Here is a 17000-nt window from a genome sequence, read left to right as displayed (position 1 = left end):
GGGGAGCACAATGTCAGCGCGGTGATATCTCCAATCTGAGGGATCGTTGCCTCACCCCTCCGCCACCGCATCTCCCCAGGCATGGAAGATCTCCGTCGCGCCGCTGTTCGTGTCGCCGTTGCGCAGCACGATGCTGGGGCAGGCGAATTTCATCGGCATGGTCTGCACCGGGGACGGCACCGTCTCGAACTTTGCCGCGAGCGCGTTCATGACCTCGGCCGGCAGCCGCGTATCGGCACCCACCACGTCGCCCTCGCTGGCGTCGATCCGCGGCTGGTGGATCGCGGCGTCCAGGTCCATGCCGTAATCCATGACGAAGGACAGCATCTGCGCGACCGCGGGCAGGATGCGACGGCCGCCGGAGGCGCCGAGCGCGAGGCGCTTTCCATCCGCCGCCTGTGCCACGACCGGCGTGTAGTTGGTGAGGCAGCGCTTGCCCGGCGCCAGCGAGTTGGTCGTGCCGGGCGTCGGATCGAACCACATGATGCCGTTGTTCATCATGATGCCGCTCTGCGGCGCCTGGAATTTCGAGCCGAAGCCCGACAGCAAGGTTTGGGTGACCGCCGCCATGTTGCCGTCGCGATCGACCACCGAATAATGCGTGGTGCAGGCCGGGGCGAGATATTCCGCGCCGAGCGCGCGCTTGCCGGGCGCATCGCCCATGTCGTTGAGGCGCTCGCGATAGGCCGATTGCAGCGCTTGCGCATAGGCGATGAAGGCGCTGGCGTCAGGCGCCTGGCCTGACGCGGCGATGCTGGCCTGCATCAGCCGCAGCGCGTGCGCCAGCGTGGGTCCAGCGGTCAGTTCCGGCGTCGCGAACACGGTGCCGCCGCGATAGGGGATGCGCAGCGGCTCGCGGACATGCGCCGCGAAGGCGGCGAGATCCTCGACCGACAACGCCCCGCCGGCCGCCTGGATGTCGCGCGTCAGGGAGCGGGCGATGTCGCCCTGATAGAAATCGCGCGCACCGGCGCTGGCAAGATGCGCAAGCGTCGCCTTCAGCTGCTCCTGCGGCAAGCGCGTGACCGCCTTGGCACCCCATTGCGGGTTCGGCGGCAGGCCGTCCTTGAGATAGGCCGCGGCGCTGGCGGGATAGCGGCGCAGATCGGCGGCGCAGCTCGAGATCATCACGGTGGTCCACCAATCCACCAGCAGGCCTTCAGCAGCGAGCCTTACGCTCGGCGTGACGAGGTCCTGCCAGGGTAGCCTGGCGTAGCGGCTGTGCGCCGCCTCCATGCCGGCGACGACGCCGGGCACGGCGACCGCGCCGGGGCCGTGCAGGTTGCGGTCGTCCTTGACGCGGGGCCACGGGAACAGATCGGCGGCGACACTGCCGTCATTGGCCAGCGGATAGTCTTCCACGCGCAGACTGTCGGGCGCGCGCATGCCGTAGTCGATCACCTCGACGCGGTTCTCCTTGGCGCGGTACAGCACCATCGCGCCGCCGCCGCCGAGACCGCTCATCCACGGCTCCAGCACGCCGAGCGCAAAGCCGGTCGCGACGACCGCATCGATGCAGTCGCCGCCGGCGGCCAGCACCTCGGCGCCGATCTCCGCCGCCCGCCGCGACTGCGCCGCGACGATGCCGCCTTTGCTGGTCACCGCCGGCTTGCGGATCTCTTGACGATTGGAAAACTGGTTCGGCATGGCACTCCCCCTCGATCCGCCGCATTCGTCGGCGAATTGACACCGGTTGGTGCCGGCACACAATCGGCAGCAGCGGAAGGCTCCCCAGCCCGGATCGAATGACGGCTTGCCGCGTTGAGGAGATGTTTACCAATGGGTATTATGGTCTGCGGCAGACCAGATCGATCTCGATCAGCGCGTCATAGGCAAGGCCGGTGACGCCGACGCAGGTGCGGGCCGGCAGCCGGTCCGGCGGAAAGAATGAACGATAGGTTTCATTCATTGCCGCGTAATCGCGCTTGAACTCGGTCAGGTAAATCCGAGCCATCACAATATGTTCGAAGCAGAGGTTAAGACCTTGGAGGATGTCCTTCAAGTTCTGCATCACCGCCTTCGTCTGCTGGACGATCCCCTCCGGCAGTACGCCCGGCGCCTCCGGTGAGTCCGGCATCTGGCCGGTGACGAACACGAAGCCGTCGGTCTCGACCGCGTGACTGAACGGCGCCACCGGCTTCGTCGCGCCTGTGATCATGTGGAATTGCATGGGGGTGTCCTCTTCGTAGGGGGCTCGCTGGAAAAACAACAACGGCCGTCATTGCGAGGAGCGAAGCGACGAAGCAATCCAGAGTCGCGCGTGACGCCCGGGATTGCTTCGCTTCGTTCGCAATGACGGAGATCTGAGAAGCAGCTGCGGTTCAATCCGCATCCTCGAACAGCCGCTTGCTCAGGATCGCGTGCACGCCCCAATTGCCGTCGACCACCTGCGTCACGCCGAAGTCGACGGCCGCCGACATCAGCGCGATCGCCTCGTCCTCGCTGAGGCCTTTGATGTGCATCAGGAAGCGGCGCATCTTGCGGAACGCATCCTTCATCGCGAGGTCGAGCGAGGATGTCGCGTAGACCTCGCTCTGGCCCTGCGCGCCGAACTCGGCGAGATAGTTCGGATGACTGAAGCCGGTCAGCACCCAATCGGTCGCGGTCTCGATCAGCGGATAAGTGAGGTCGGCGAAGGGCTGTCCGGCGAGCTGGGTCTTCTTGTGGAGGATCACCTGGAAGGTGCCGGTCATCGAGCATTCGATCGCGGTGCCGGACAATTCGCCGTCGCCCTGCGTGGCGTGAGGATCGCCGACGGAGAGCAGCGCGCCGGGAACGGCGACCGGCAGATACACGGTCGCTCCTTTGCCGATGCGCCAATTGTCGAGATTGCCGCCGAAATAGGATGGCGGAACCGAGTCGACGAAATCGGCTTCGCGCGGTGCCACGGCGATGACGCCGAAATGTGGCCGCAGCGGAATGCGGATGTTGTCGAGCACGCCATGGCGGCGCTTGATGCTGTCAGCGGCCACCGGCACGCCGGGATAATCATAGGTCGCGTGCACGATCCCGGCCGGATCGGTTTGCGGCTCCCAGCGATAGGAATACAACGCGCGGGCGTGCGGCTCGGGATCGCCGGCGAAGATCTCGTAGATCGTCACGGCCTCGCGCGGCTGCGGCGACGCGATCAGCTCATTGTAATGATAGCCCCACCACGCCGCGACGCTGGAGCCGAACACGCGTCCCGCGTGGTTCGGGTTGCGGCTCGGCCGCGGCACGATGTCGAGGATGCGGACCTCGAGCACGTCGCCGGGCTGCGCGTCCTTGATCGCCACCGGACCGGTGCAGATGTGTACGCCAAATCCTTCGCCGGCGCCGCGGCCGAACACGCTGGCGTCCATCGGTCCCGCTCCGCGGCGGTCGACGTTCTTCTTCGTTCTGGTCCAGCCGAACACGCTGAGCGCGCCCTCGTCACCTGCGATCATCAGCTCCGGATCATCGGAGGCGTGCTGGGTCAGCGTCTCGATCGTGATCGTGTCACCGGAGGCGATCTCCAGCTGCGGCGGCAGCGAGCGGCTGAAATAGCCCCAATGCACGCGCTCGGCGGACACTGCGAGATGATGATGCCGCTGCTGCGCGTCCTGGTCGTTGGCGGGCGCGGGCAGGGCGATGCCGCTTCGCGCCGGAGCCGCGGTCGGCGAGGCGCGCTGCTGGGCCAGTGCATCCTGCGGCCAGCCGCGCTGGCCGCGCGGCACCGCCGAGGTCACCGCCTGCTCAGCCTTCTGCTGGCGGAACTCGCGCGGCGACAGGCCGAAGCGGGCGCGGAAGCTGCGGCTGAAATGCGCTGAATCGGCAAAGCCCCAGCGATAGGCGATCTCCGAGATGGAATGATGGGCTTCGGCCGGATTGGACAGATCGGTCCAGGCGCGCTGCAGCCGCCGCTCGCGGACATAGTGACTGAAATTGTCGCCGGCGCTCTCGAACAGCTTCTGCAGATAGCGCTCGGAGATGCCTTCGGCCTGCGCGACGCTTGCCGGCGTGAGAGTGGCGTCATCGAGCCTTCGCTCGATGCTCTGGCAGATCCGGTGCAAGGTCGCGGCCTGGGTCGCGCTGCTGCCGGCCTCCGAGACCGGCACGGCCTGGCGATGCGCCAGCGTCAGCAGCAGATCGACGAGACTTTGCGCGACCGTGCTCCATTCGGCGTCGCTGAGCGTTTCCAGCGTTCGCGCTGTCGCCTCGATGGTGCGGCAGACCACGTCGGCGAGCCCAATTGGCGCGATCACCTGCGGCTTGGCGAATTTCAGCTTGCCGCTGATGCGGCCGTGCAGCGCGTCCGATGTTACCGACAGCACGATCGCGCGCAGGTCGCGCTGAAACGCGATGCTCCAGTCGCGTGTCCGCGGCAGCAGCAGCAGATGTCCCGACGGCACGATGCGGTGGCTGTCGCCGCTGCGGAGCACGGCGCCATCCTCGATCGCGAGCAGCGCGATCGGCAAGTCCTCATGCGCCTGCGGAACCGCGGCTACGCTCTGCGAGCCTGCCGAAAGCCGCGATAGCGCCAGGCCTGGCGCAGTCCGATGCGAGGCGGTGGCATGGCCGTCGTAGAAGGCCGTCTTCGTTGCCGGCTGCAGCCCGACGGCGCTCAACACATCGCGCCACGCATCCGGGCGCTCGCCCTCGGCATAGGATTCGCTGGTGAACGGACGGAAACTCATGGCACGCCCCGGGTCCGGGAATTCGAAGCAACCCCCGTGCCAGATGAGCTTCATGGTGTGTGATGTCCGCAGAAGGGAGTCGGTCTTCAGCGCTGTGCTCTTGAGTTGGTCAATGCTGTGCCCCGCGAGCGGTCTGTTCCCCTGCCCCACAAGGGGGGAGGGAGCGTACCTTTCGTGGAGCGAGGGCTCGTTCACCAACGTCAATCAATCACACCGGAACACGGTCTTCCGGATCGTGCCGTGCACGCCCCAATTGGCGTCCACCACCTGGGTGACGCCGAAATCGGCGCCGACCGACATCAGCGAGATCGCCTCGTCCTCGCTGAGATGATGCACCGTCATCAGGAAGCGGCGGAGCTTGCGGAAGGCGTCGCGCATGGCGCGATCGAGGCTGGAATGGTTGGCGATCTCGGTCTGCGCATTGGCGCCGAGCTCGGCGAGATAGTTCGGATAGGTGAAGCCATAGACCGACCACGCGTCGCTGGTTTCCAGCAGCGGATGGGTGAGGCCTTCCAGCTGGGTGCCGCCAAGATCGCCCTTCTTGTGCAGGATGAACTCGAAGTCCCCGGTGAGCGAGGTCTCGATCGCGGTGCCGCCGAGCTCGCTGTCGCCCTGCGCGGCATGGGGATCGCCGACCGAGAAATAGGCGCCGGGCACGGCGACCGGATAATACATCCGCGCGCCCTTGCCGATGCGCCAATCGTCGATATTGCCGCCGGTGTAGCTCGGCGGGATCGAGGAGACGTAGTCCGCCTCGGAGGGCGCGAGGCCCATGGTGCCGAAATGCAGCCGCGCCGGCACCTTGATGCCCGGCAGGATGTTCTCGCGCTTCCTGATCGTGGTGTGATCGACCGGCACGCCGGGATAGTCGATGGTCGGATGGACGATCCCGTCGGGATCGGTCTGCGGCGTCCAGACGTAGTTGTAGACCGCCTTGGCGAACGGCTCGCCCGAACTGTCCAGCTCGAAGATGGTGACGACCTCGCGCGGCTTCGGCTCCTCGATCAGGTCGTGATAATGGAAGCCCCAATTCGCCGCGACATTGGAGCCGAAGCACTTGCCGGCATGGCAGCCGCATTGGCTCGGCCGCGGCCTGATATCGAGGATGCGGACCTCCAGCACGTCGCCGGGCTCGGCGCCTTCGATCGCCACCGGGCCCGTCAGCAGATGCACGCCGATGCCTTCGCCGGCGCCGCGGATGAACGGGCCTTCGGTCGGGCCGGAGCCGCGCCGCGCCACCGCCTTGTGTTCTTTCGTCCATTTGAAGACGCTTTCGGCGCCGGGATCGTCCTTGATCATGCGCTCATAATCGTCGTTGGCGTGATGCGTCAGCGTCTCGATCGTGGCGCGATCGCCGGAGCGCAAGGTGAGCGCCGGCGACACCACCTTGGAGAAATAGCCCCAGTGGACGGTCTTGTTGGACACCGGCAGCAGATGGTGCTTCATGCGAGGGCCTCTTTGCTCAGAGATCGAAAAACGTCAGGACGTTGGCTCGTGCCCGGGGTCCTGTGGGGGACGAGACCGTGGGCCTCATAGTTCTCAAGGCGATGCCGAAGGCATCGTCCGGAGACGGCGCTGCGCGCCTCCTCACCATGAAGGGTGGGAGTGACGGCGCCGCAGCCACGGACCTCATCCTGGGGAGCCCGCCGTAGGCGGGCGTCTCGAAGGATGGCCAAGAGGACGCTGTCGCGGCACACAAGGACGCGGCGCTCATGCCACCGCGTCCTTCGGCCGCTCGGCCTCCATCACCGACAGGAAGCGTGCGGTCAGCGGATGGCGCGGATTCGTCAGCACCTCGTGGGCCGGGCCCTGCTCGAGGATGACGCCGCCATTGAGGAAGGCGACGCGGTCGGCGACCTCGTCGGCGAAGCGGATCTGGTGGGTCGAGATGATCATGGTGAGGCCGTCATCGATCGCGAGGCGGCGGATCACCTCCAGCACCTCGTTGACCAGCTCGGGATCGAGCGCCGAGGTCGGCTCATCCAGCAGCAGCACGCTCGGGTTCGGCGCCAGCGCGCGGGCGATCGCGACGCGCTGCTGCTGGCCGCCGGAGAGATGCCGCGGCAGCGCATCGGCACGGTGCGAGAGCCCGACGCGCTCCAGCAGCTCGAGAGCACGGCGCTCGGCCTCGAACCGGCCCATGCCGTGCACCCAGCGCAGGGGACCAGCCACGTTCTCCTTCGCGGTGAGATGGCCGAACAGGTTGAACTGCTGGAACACCATGCCGACGCCGACATTGGCGCGCTCATTGGCGATCGCGCGCGGCGACAGCTTGCGCCCTTGTTCGTCGAAGCCGAGCTTGCGGCCGCCGACGCGGATCTCGCCGGCATCCCAGTTCTCGAGGTGGTTGATGCAGCGGAGCAGGGTGCTCTTGCCGGAGCCGGAGGGCCCGAGCAGCGCGACCACCTCGCCGATGCGTACGGTGATGTCGAGGCCGTCGAGCACCTTGTTGCCGTCATAGGCCTTGCGCAGGTGTTTCACCTCGACCGCGACGTTGTTGCGCGCGACAGTCGCCGCGCGCCGGGCCCGGTCTTCGATCGACAAAGCGAGCGGCGGGGTCTCTTTGAGCTCGGGTGCCTCTGGCGGCGCTGCCTTGTTGGCCTGCTCCGGCTTTGGCGTGAGGTCGACGCGGCGCCAGGGGAGATAATCAGCGAGGCCGCGCGGCTTCGTCGTCCGGTCGAGGTCGAGCAGCCATTCCAGCGCCAGCTGAATCACGCTGATCGCGCCGGTCAGCACGAGATAGATGAGGCCGGAAGCAAAGAAGATCGAGAAGAAATCGAAAGTCGAGGAGGCGAGCTGCGTCGAGCGCAGGGTCAGCTCCTGCACGGCGATCACCGAGGCCAGCGAGGAGTTCTTCAACGCGCTCACGGCCTCGTTGCCGAAGGCGGGGATCATGGTGCGGATCGCCTGCGGCGCGATGATCCGGCGCATCAGAACGCCGGGCGTCATGCCGAGCGCCTGACCCGCCAGCAGCTGGCCGCGATCGACGCCGAGCACGCCGGAGCGCAGCATCTCGGCAATGAACGGCGCTTCGTTGCAGGCCAGCGCGAGGCCGGCGGCCAGCACCGCCGGCAGCTTGATGCCGATATGCGGCAGCGCGTCGTAGGCGAACACCATCTGCAGGATCAGCGGCGTGCCGCGGAAGATCACGGTGTAGCCGCGCGCGATCGCGGCCAATAGCCAGAACCGGCTGAGCTGCATGCCGGCGAGAATGATCCCAAGAAGCAATCCGCCGATCAGCCCGAGCGCGGTGACCTGCAGCGTGAGCTCGATGCCCATGAGCAGGTACGGCATGCTGAGATAGTGCAGAAAGAGGGACATCGGTGATGAGTGCCTGAAAAGTGCCGCAGGGTGAGCAACGGCGCGGAGCGCCGTGCCGACCGCGATTCGTGCGATCCCTCCTCGTTGGGGAGGGGGATGTCAGCAAAGACTCCGCCGTGTAGACCCCCATCCCCCATCCTCTCGGCAAGGGGGAGGGGAGCGCGCGGTCTTTTGCGGCAGCAGCTTCGCTTGAAGGGCGCGCTTAGTCCGCCGTCAGGATGTCCGGCTCCTTGAAGTTCGCCGGATCAAGCTCCCACTTCTTCAACAGCTCCTGATGGATGCCGGCCTTCTGCACCTCGATCAGCGCGGCCATCACGGCGTCGCGGAACTTCGGCTTGTCTTTCGGCACGGCGATGCCGACCGAATAGGGGATGGTCACCGCGATCGCCTTCTCCAGCTTGTCCGGATAGGCCTTGACTGCTTGATCGACCGTGTTGACGTCGTTGACATAGGTGTCGGCACGGCCGGCGAGAATGGCCTGGATGCAGTTGGCGTTGTTGTCATAGAGCTGGAGCGTCGGCTCGGGCTTGCCGGCGGCCTTGCATTGCGGGCCGAGGTCCTGGATCAGCGGGACCTCGACATAGCCGGTGTTCTCGGCGGCGGCGGCGCCGCACATCGACAGATTGATGCCGTTGATGCCCTTCGGGTTGCCCTTGGCGACCAGCACGCCGTCGAACACCTTGGAGTAGGTGATGAAGTCGGCGGCCTTGGCGCGCTCCTTGGTGGCGTAGATGTCGGAGATGACGATGTCGGCCTGGCCGCTTGCCAATGTGGTCAGGAGCGCGGCGAAGGTCACGGGTTTGTAGGTCAGCTTGAAGCCGAGGCAGTCGCCGATGGCCTCGCCGAGATCGATGTCGAAGCCGACATATTTGCTCGGGTCCTTCGGATCGATCGACTCATAGCCCGGCGTGTGCGGGTTGATGGCGTTGACGAGCGTCTTGCCCTTCCAGTCCGGATATTTCTCCTTCAGTGCCGCGCAGCCTGCGGGCGTCGCGGCCTGGGCGCCGACGGGAGCGAGAAGCCCCGCCGCGATGATCGCGCCGAGCGCGACAAGCCACGCGCGCCTCGCTTTGGTGAATAGCCTCGTCTGCATGTTGCCAGCTCCTTCGAACGATGATGTCGCGCTGGTCCGGCGGTGCATGGGTGCCGTCGCCCCGGTCCAAGCTCAAAAGCGAGCTTAGGTGCGCGCGAGCGCGGCTGACTTGTCCGTGGGCGCACAAAAATTTGGATCATGGCGGCGCAAGAAATGAGCAGCCGCGTGCCTATAAACTGATCTGCGACAGAGCGTTCTCTCAGTTTCCGATCGTGCTGAGGCTGCGCGAGGGATAGCGCAGCGCGACGTCGAACGGGTTCAGCTTGCCAGCCAGCGCCTGTGCCTCGCCTTGCAGGATCTTCACGACATGCGGCAGGCGATCGGCATTCAGCCGCTCCGCCAGCGTGCCGACGCTGAGCGCTGCGACGGCGCGTGCTTGCGTGTCGAGCACGGGGACGCCGACGCCGGCCATGCCCGGAATCAGTCCCGTGCTGGTGTTGACCCATCCTTGTGCGCGCGCCTGCGCCAAAGCGCTGCGCAGCGACGCCTCGTCGAGGAAGCCGCGATCGAGCAGGCGCGGGATGTTGAAGCGGATCACAGCTTCCTGCTCGTCCTCCGGCAGGTTGGCGAGAATGGCGAGGCTGCCCTGGCCGAGCCCGAGCGGCACCTTGCCGCCGATATCGCCCGTGAAGGAGCGGATCGGAAACGGCCCCTCGACGCGATCGAGGCACACCGCATCGAAACCGTTGCGCACCAGCAGGAAGATCGTGTCGCTGAGCGTCGCAGAGAGGCGCAGCAGCGCCGGACGCGCGGCCTCGCGCAGGCCGCTGGCCTGGCCGGCGCGCGCGGCGAGCACGTAGAAATCGAGCGCGAGTCGATAGCGTTTGCCGGCGGCCTGCTCCGCGAAACCTTCGGCCGCGAGGTCTTGCAGCATGCGATGCGCGGTCGGCTGGCTGCAGTCCGCGGCCTCGGCAATGTCCTTCAGCCGCAGCCCCGCCGGGTCGCCGGCCGCGAGAACCCGCAGCAGTCTGAGCGCGCGGCGGAGGCTGGAGGGGGACTGCAGGTCAGAGTCGTTCATTTTGTTGAGTGAATGATATTGGGGATAGGAGCGTCTAATAATCCATATACCGGAATCTTTCTGAATTAAATTCAGGATATTGAAATCGGTCGTTGACCCGTCGTCCCGATCGCCCGATGAAAGAGCCCCAGGGTGGCAATCCCTGGTGATGGCCCAGGGCGCCTCCCGCGCGAGGACGCATGGGTTTCCTGACGCTGGAAGGTCTGACCAGGCTCTATGGTGATGTCGCTGCGGTCAGCGACGTCAGCCTCAGCGTCGCCAAGGGCGAGTTCGTCTCGCTGCTCGGCCCGTCCGGCTGCGGCAAGACCACGACGCTTCAGATGATCGCCGGCCTGGTCGAGCCGACATCGGGGCGCATCACGCTCGACGGGCGTGACATCACCCATGAGAAGCCGGATCGCCGCGGCCTCGGCATTGTGTTCCAGAGCTATGCGCTGTTTCCGCACATGACGGTGGCGCAGAACGTCTCGTTCGGGCTGGAGATGCGCCGGGTGGCCAGGGCCGAGCGCGAGGCGCGCGTCAGACAGGCGCTGGCGCTGGTGCAGCTCGCCGCGCTCGCCGACCGCTATCCGCGCCAGTTGTCCGGCGGCCAGCGTCAGCGCGTCGCGGTGGCGCGTGCGCTGGTCATCGATCCGCCGGTGCTGCTGCTCGACGAGCCGCTGTCCAATCTCGATGCCAAGCTGCGCGAGGAGATGCAGTTCGAGCTACGCGGTATCCAGCAGCGCGTCGGCACCACCACGATCATGGTGACGCACGACCAGGGCGAGGCGCTGTCGATGAGCGACCGCGTGGTCGTGATGGAGCAGGGCCACATCGTGCAGGTCGATGCGCCTTATCGGCTCTATGAGAGCCCGGCCACGTCCTTTATCTCCGCCTTCGTCGGCAAGATGAACCGGCTATCCGGCGTCTGGCGTCCGGGCGGGGTTGAGATCGGCGGCCGCCTGCTGCCCTGCAACGGCGCTGGTCTGAGCGAGGGCGCCGCTGCCGTGCTGGCCATCCGGCCGGAGAAGATCGGCTTGAAGGCGCCGGGCGCAGGCGTGCTCGACGGCCGCGTCAAAGGCCGCTTTTTTCTCGGCAGTGCCTGGTTCTTCACCGTGGAGACGCCGGCCGGCCTGATCGGCGTGTCCCTGCCCAATGCCGGCGAGGAGCCGGCGCGCGAGGGCGATGCCGTCGGACTCGACTGGAGCAGCACCAGCGCCAAGGCCGCGAAGCCGGAGGGAGCGCAGGGGGCATGAGCGGCGCGCGCGTCAGCACGACACCCTGGCTGTTGGCCGCGCCTGGTGCGTTACTGTTCGCGGCGCTCGTGCTCGTGCCGCTCGCGCTCACAGTCGTACTCTCGTTCCATGCCTATGACGTCGCGCGTGGTGTGCAGGACGAGTTCACGCTGGCGCACTATGCCGCGATCCTCTCCGACAGCTATTTTCTGAATATCTTCTGGCGCACGCTGCGGCTCGCCGCGCTCACGACCTTGATCTGCGCCGTCATCGGCGCGCCTGAGGCCTACGTCCTGTCGCGGATGCGCGAGCCCTGGCGCTCGATCTTCCTGCTCGCGATCATCGGCCCGTTGCTGGTCTCGGTGGTGGTACGCACGTTCGGCTGGAGCATGCTGCTCGGCCCGACGGGACTCGTGAACGATACATTCCGCGGGCTCGGCATCGGCACCGTGAAGATCCTCTACACCGAGACCGCGATCGTGATCGCGCTGGTGCATGTGATGCTCCCGTTCATGGTCATCCCGGTCTGGACCTCGTTGCAGAAGTTGGATCCGATGGTCGAGGCCGCGGCCTGGACGCTCGGCGCCTCGCGCTTCACGGCGCTGCGCCGCGTTGTGCTGCCGCAGGTGACGATGGGCCTGTTGTCAGGCAGCCTCGTTGTCTTCGGCCTATCGGCCTCGGCCTTCGCGATCCCCGCGCTGCTCGGCGGCCGCCGGCTGAAGATGGCGGCCACGCTGGTCTATGACGAATACATGCATGAGCTGAACTGGCCGCTGGGGGCTGCGATCGCGATGCTGGTCCTGGTCATCAATCTCGTCATCATGCTGGCCTATCAGCGCGTCGTCGAGGCGCGCGCGAAGCGAACCTTGGGGTGAGTGGCATGCACCGCAACGGTCCGATCGCTCTGCTGTTTCATGCGCTCGTCGTCGGCTTCGTGCTGGCGCCGCTCATCGTCATCTGCCTGGTCGCGTTCACGCCCGCCAACACCTTGACCCTGCCGACGACGCAGGTCTCGCTGCGCTGGTTCACGGCCGTGTTCGCGCATCCGGATTTCGTCGCCTCGTTCCTCAACAGCCTCTGGGTCGCGGCGATCGCCGCGTCGGTCGCGGTCGTGCTCGCGGTCGCCGCCGGGCTTGCCCTCGATCGCTACGATTTCCGCGGTCGCGCGGCGCTGAATGCGCTGTTCCTGTCGCCCTTGATGATCCCGCATCTCGTGCTCGGCGTCGCGCTGCTGCGGCTGTTCGCGCTCATCGGCGGCACCGGCAGCCTGCTCTGGCTGACTGCGGGCCATATCATCGTGGTCACGCCCTATGTGCTCCGCTTGGTGCTGGCGGCGCTGTCGGGGCTGGATCGCAGTGCGGAGCAGGCCGCGGTGACCTTGGGCGCCTCCAGCTGGATCGTGTTTCGCCGTATCACCGTGCCGATGATCCTGCCCGGCATCACCGGCGGCTGGCTGCTCGCCTTCATCAACTCCTTCGACGAGCTCACGATGTCGATCTTCATCACCTCGCCCGCGACGGTCACGCTGCCGGTGCGCATGTACATGTATGCGACCGAGTCGATCGATCCGATGATGGCCGCGGTGTCGGCGCTGATGATCGCGGTGACCGCCGCGGCGATGCTGCTGCTCGATCGCATCTTCGGCCTCGACAAGATTCTCGTCGGGCCGGGCTGAGGAATGACCATGCCGTTGCTGCACCGTCTCGTCCGCACCGACAGCGCCGTGATCCGCTTCACGATCGACGGCACCCCTTGCCAGGGCCACGCCGGCGACACGGTGCTGACCGCGGTGCTGTGTCATGCCGAACGGCTGCGTCGCAGCGAGTTCACTGGTTCGCCACGTGCCGGCTTCTGCCAGATGGGGGCGTGCCAGGACTGCTGGGTGCAGCTCGACAGCGGGGAGCGGCTGCGCGCCTGCACGACGCCGCTCGCCGAGGGCATGCACATCATCACGCAGCGGAGAGGCAGCCATGCGTGAGCGTCCACCGCCGCTGATCGTCGGCGCCGGCCCGGCCGGCATCCGCGCTGCCATCACGCTGGTCGCGGCCGGCCTGCGGCCGGTCGTGGTGGATGAGGGCCATGCCTGCGGTGGCCAGATCTATCGCCAGCCACTGGCTGCCGATAAGCGTGATGACCGCGCGCGCTACGGCTCGGAGGCCGCCAAGGCGTCGCGGCTGCATCGCGCCTTCGCGGCGCTCGGCAGCGATATTGACTACCGGCCGAATACGCTGCTGTGGAATCTGCGCGATGGCGCTGCCGACGTCCTGCGCGACGGCACCAGCCGGCGCTTCGCCTATGACGGCCTGATCCTCGCAACCGGCGCGACCGACCGTGTGCTGCCGATCCCCGGCTGGACCTTGCCCGGCGTGTTCACGCTCGGCGGCGCGCAAATCGCGCTGAAGGCGCAGGGCTGTGCGATCGGCCGGCGCGTGGTGTTCGCGGGCGCCGGCCCGCTGCTCTATCTCGTCGCCTGGCAGTACATGAAAGCCGGCGTGGACGTCGCGGCCGTGCTCGATGCAGCGCCGCTGCCGGCCAAGCTCAATCTGCTGCGCGCGCTGCCGCTCGCGCCCGGGATTGTGCTCCGCGGACTGCGCATGGCCGCGGAGCTTGCGTTCGGTGGAACGCGTGTGCAGTTCGGCGTCTCCGGGCTTCGTATTGAGGGCGAGGGCAGGGTGGCCCGCATCGTCTATCACGCGGGCGGACGCGAACGCGCAATGGCCTGCGATGGCGTTGGCTACGGGCTCAATCTGCGCTCGGAGACACAGGCCGCCGATCTCGCCGGCTGCGCCTTCCGCTTCGATCCCCGCGACCGCGCGCATCTGCCTGAGCGAGATGCCGCCGGTCGCAGCAGCGTTGCCGGCGTCTATCTCGCCGGCGACGGTGCCCGCATCGCCGGTGCGGATGCCGCGGAAGCCGCCGGCGAGCGTGCGGCGCTGGCGCTGCTGGAGGACCGTGGTCTGCCGCACGATCCGGCGCGCGCCGCCGATCTCGAACACGTGCTGGCGCGCATCGACCGTTTACGCGACCTGCTCGAGGCGGCATTTCCCTTTCCGTCGCATGGGGCGGGCGACATCGCCGACGACACGCTGCTCTGCCGCTGTGAGGAGATCCGCGCCGGCGACGCCCGGCGCGCGATCGCGCGATTCTCGCTGACCGAAATGAATCGTCTCAAGGCGGTCACGCGCATCGGCATGGGCCGCTGCCAGGGCCGCATGTGCGGCGCTGCTGCAGCGGAACTGCTGGCTGCGCAGACCCGCCGCGACATCGGCGCGGTCGGGCGGCTGCGTGCGCAGGCGCCGATCAAGCCGATACCGCTGGCCGCGGGCCTGTCCATCGATGAGAGGCAGCATGACCCGGCGCATTGACTGCGATGTCGCGATCATCGGCGGCGGCCTGGTCGGCAGTTCCGCCGCATTGGCGCTGCGCGGCATGGGCCTGTCCGTCACGCTGCTCGACAAGGGCTTTTGCGGCGCGCAGGCGAGCGGCGTGAACTATGGCGGCGTGCGCCGGCAGGGCCGTCCGTCCGAGCAACTGCCGCTGTCGCAGCGGGCGCATGCGATCTGGCCGCGACTGCAGCAGCTGATCGGCATCGACGGCGAGTTCCTGCGCTCGGGCCATCTCAAGCTCGCGCGCAGCGCCGACGACATGGCGAGCCTGGAGCGTTACGCCGCCGAGGTCGCGCCGTTCGGGCTCGATCTCGAACTGGTCGGACACAATCAGCTGCGCGAGCGCTTCGGCGTGATGGGCGATCTCGTCGGCGGGTCGTTCTGTCCCGGTGACGGCCACGCCAATCCGCGGCTGGTCGCTGCGGCCTTCGCTGCGGCGGCGCGCCGCGCCGGCGCCGAGGTGCTGGAAAACACGGAAGTCGCCGGCGTGAGCAGGACGTTCGAGGGCTTTGCGCTCGAGGCCGGCGATGTCGCCGTCACCGCCCGCAGCGTCATCAACAGCGCCGGCGCCTGGGCCGACAGATTTGCGCGCGCGTTCAACGAGCCGGTGCCGCTGGAGCGGACTTATCCCTCGATGATCGTGACCGAGCCGCTCGATCCGTTCCTGTCCGTCAATATCGGCATCGAGGGCGGCGGCATCTATGCGCGGCAAGTTGCGCGCGGCAATGTCGTGGTCGGGGGCGAGCGCGCCACGCCGCTCGACAATCCCGACTACTCGCGCCCGCACAGTGATGGCGCTCTTACCATCATGCAGCGGGCCAGCGAATTGTTCGGGCCGTTGCGCCATGCGCAGGCGATCCGGTTCTGGAGCGGCACCGAGGCGACGATGCCCGACCGCAATCCCGTGCTCGGCCCGAGCGCGACGACGCCGGGTCTCATTCATGCCTTCGGCTTCTCCGGCGCCGGCTTCCAGATCGCGCCGGGTGTCGGCGAGGTGCTGGCCGAGCTGGTGCGCGATGGCCAGACCGCGACGCCGATCGACGCCTTCGCGATCACCCGTTTCTCACCCGCATCGCAGCCGGGCGGTGCTCTCAAGCAGCAATGACGACAGGATCGAAGGAGATCACGCCATGATCGATGCTCGCCGCGCGCTCGGCTCAGCCCTCGCGCTCATGCTCGCCACCGCCGCTGCGCAGGCCGAGACGAAGACGCTCTATGTCGGCATGAACGGCGGCAATTTCGAGCGCACCTATACGCAGGCGGTGTTTCCGGATTTCGAGAAGGCCAACGACGTCAAGATCGTCGTTGTGCCCGGGACTTCCTCGGAGATCCTCGCCAAGGCGATCGCCGCGAAAGACAGGCCGCAGATGCACCTGATGTTTCTCGATGATGGCGTGATGATCCGCGCGGCAGGTTTGGGCCTGTGCGAGAAGCTGAAGCCGAGCGATGGCCTGGCGCAGCTCGAGCCGTTCGCGCGGCTGAAGAACGACATCGCCGCCGGCATCGACATCGGCATGACCGGGCTCGCCTACAACAAGAAGCTGTTCGACGACAAGGGCTGGGCTGCGCCGACGTCGTGGCTCGATCTCGCCGACCCCAAGTTCAAGGACAAGGTCGTGTTTCAATCGGCCTCGGTGTCCACCTTCGGACTGCACGCCTTCCTGATGTTCAACCGCATCAACGGCGGCAGCGAGGCCAATGTCGAGCCGGGCTTCAAGGCGTTCCCCGAGACGATCGGCAAGAACGTGCTCGAATACATCCCGAACTCGGCCAAGATCTCCGAGATGGTGCAGACCGGCGAGGCCGCGATCTTTCCGCTCACGCCGACCGCGGTGTCGACGCTGAAGGAGAAGGGTATTCCGGTCGAATATGCGCAGCCGAAGGAGGGCTCCGTCGTGCTGATGGTGGCCGAATGCGTGATCGCCAACAATTCGGAAGCGGAGCTGGCGCAGAAGCTCGCTGCCTATCTGCTGTCGCCGGACGCCCAGGCGAAGGCGCTTGCCGCCGGCAACATCGTGCCCTCCAACACGGCAGCGAAGGCCACGACGCCCGCCGCCGAGCAGAAGCTCGCGACGTTCCACACCTATATGAAGACCGCGATCACGCTGGATTGGGACGGCATCAACGCCAGGCGCGCCGAATGGAATACGCGCTGGAACAGGATGATCGAGCGCTAGGCTGGCGTCGTTCCGTCGTCATTGCGAACGAACCAAAGCAGTCCAGACCTTTCGTGCGGCCTCTGGATCGCTTCGCGGGCGACGACGGAGAGCGTGTCGCGCGACGCCTGCTCCGATCGTCATTGCGAGGAGCGAA

General features: G+C 66.9%; 14 protein-coding genes. 7 read left to right on the top strand and 7 right to left on the bottom strand.

The window, feature by feature from the left end:
- Nucleotides 1-51: 51 nt before the first annotated feature.
- From BBTA_RS30510 to BBTA_RS30480, 7 genes are all read right to left on the bottom strand, one after another.
- On the bottom strand, nt 52-1647 hold the full coding sequence (locus tag BBTA_RS30510) for a gamma-glutamyltransferase family protein (protein ID WP_012046359.1): 1596 nt from the start codon (nt 1645-1647) through the stop codon (nt 52-54).
- A gap of 139 nt (nt 1648-1786) precedes the next feature.
- Nucleotides 1787-2170, bottom strand: coding sequence for a RidA family protein (locus BBTA_RS30505; RefSeq protein WP_012046358.1), 384 nt, complete (start codon nt 2168-2170; stop codon nt 1787-1789).
- Nucleotides 2171-2321: 151 nt separating this feature from the next.
- A complete protein-coding gene (locus tag BBTA_RS30500; protein ID WP_012046357.1) occupies nt 2322-4655 on the bottom strand; it encodes an acetamidase/formamidase family protein in 2334 nt (777 codons plus the stop codon).
- Between the two features lie 204 nt (nt 4656-4859).
- Nucleotides 4860-6101, bottom strand: a complete 1242-nt coding sequence (locus BBTA_RS30495) for an acetamidase/formamidase family protein (RefSeq protein ID WP_012046356.1) — start codon at nt 6099-6101, stop codon at nt 4860-4862.
- A gap of 264 nt (nt 6102-6365) precedes the next feature.
- A complete protein-coding gene (locus tag BBTA_RS30490; protein ID WP_012046355.1) occupies nt 6366-7976 on the bottom strand; it encodes an amino acid ABC transporter permease/ATP-binding protein in 1611 nt (536 codons plus the stop codon).
- Between the two features lie 202 nt (nt 7977-8178).
- Nucleotides 8179-9069, bottom strand: a complete 891-nt coding sequence (locus tag BBTA_RS30485) for an ABC transporter substrate-binding protein (protein ID WP_012046354.1) — start codon at nt 9067-9069, stop codon at nt 8179-8181.
- 199 nt (nt 9070-9268) lie between these two features.
- Nucleotides 9269-10087 (bottom strand): IclR family transcriptional regulator, encoded by an 819-nt coding sequence (locus BBTA_RS30480; protein WP_012046353.1) that lies wholly within the window; start codon nt 10085-10087, stop codon nt 9269-9271.
- 179 nt (nt 10088-10266) lie between these two features.
- Here BBTA_RS30480 and BBTA_RS30475 point away from each other — a divergent pair, with 179 nt between their 5' ends.
- The 7 genes from BBTA_RS30475 to BBTA_RS30445 are packed head-to-tail and all read left to right on the top strand — an operon-like array spanning nt 10267 to nt 16864.
- Entirely contained in the window at nt 10267-11322 is a 1056-nt protein-coding gene (locus BBTA_RS30475; protein ID WP_012046352.1) for an ABC transporter ATP-binding protein, read from the top strand.
- A complete protein-coding gene (locus BBTA_RS30470; RefSeq protein WP_012046351.1) occupies nt 11319-12176 on the top strand; it encodes an ABC transporter permease in 858 nt (285 codons plus the stop codon). The genes BBTA_RS30475 and BBTA_RS30470 overlap by 4 nt, the downstream gene beginning before the upstream one ends.
- A 5-nt stretch (nt 12177-12181) precedes the next feature.
- On the top strand, nt 12182-12976 hold the full coding sequence (locus BBTA_RS30465; protein ID WP_012046350.1) for an ABC transporter permease: 795 nt from the start codon (nt 12182-12184) through the stop codon (nt 12974-12976).
- Nucleotides 12977-12985: 9 nt separating this feature from the next.
- Nucleotides 12986-13279, top strand: coding sequence for a (2Fe-2S)-binding protein (locus tag BBTA_RS30460; RefSeq protein ID WP_012046349.1), 294 nt, complete (start codon nt 12986-12988; stop codon nt 13277-13279).
- Nucleotides 13272-14666 (top strand): NAD(P)/FAD-dependent oxidoreductase, encoded by a 1395-nt coding sequence (locus BBTA_RS30455; RefSeq protein ID WP_012046348.1) that lies wholly within the window; start codon nt 13272-13274, stop codon nt 14664-14666. The genes BBTA_RS30460 and BBTA_RS30455 overlap by 8 nt, the downstream gene beginning before the upstream one ends.
- Complete coding sequence (locus BBTA_RS30450) at nt 14650-15792, top strand: FAD-binding oxidoreductase (protein WP_012046347.1); 1143 nt, start codon at nt 14650-14652, stop codon at nt 15790-15792. Before BBTA_RS30455 ends, BBTA_RS30450 begins: the two co-directional genes overlap by 17 nt.
- Before the next feature lie 25 nt (nt 15793-15817).
- Nucleotides 15818-16864: an ABC transporter substrate-binding protein gene (locus BBTA_RS30445; RefSeq protein WP_012046346.1), complete on the top strand. Its 1047-nt coding sequence runs from the start codon at nt 15818-15820 to the stop codon at nt 16862-16864.
- Nucleotides 16865-17000: the final 136 nt, after the last annotated feature.

Origin of the sequence: Bradyrhizobium sp. BTAi1 (genome assembly GCF_000015165.1) — a bacterium.
Classification (GTDB): domain Bacteria; phylum Pseudomonadota; class Alphaproteobacteria; order Rhizobiales; family Xanthobacteraceae; genus Bradyrhizobium; species Bradyrhizobium denitrificans.
This window is presented reverse-complemented; position numbering and strand designations above follow the sequence as displayed.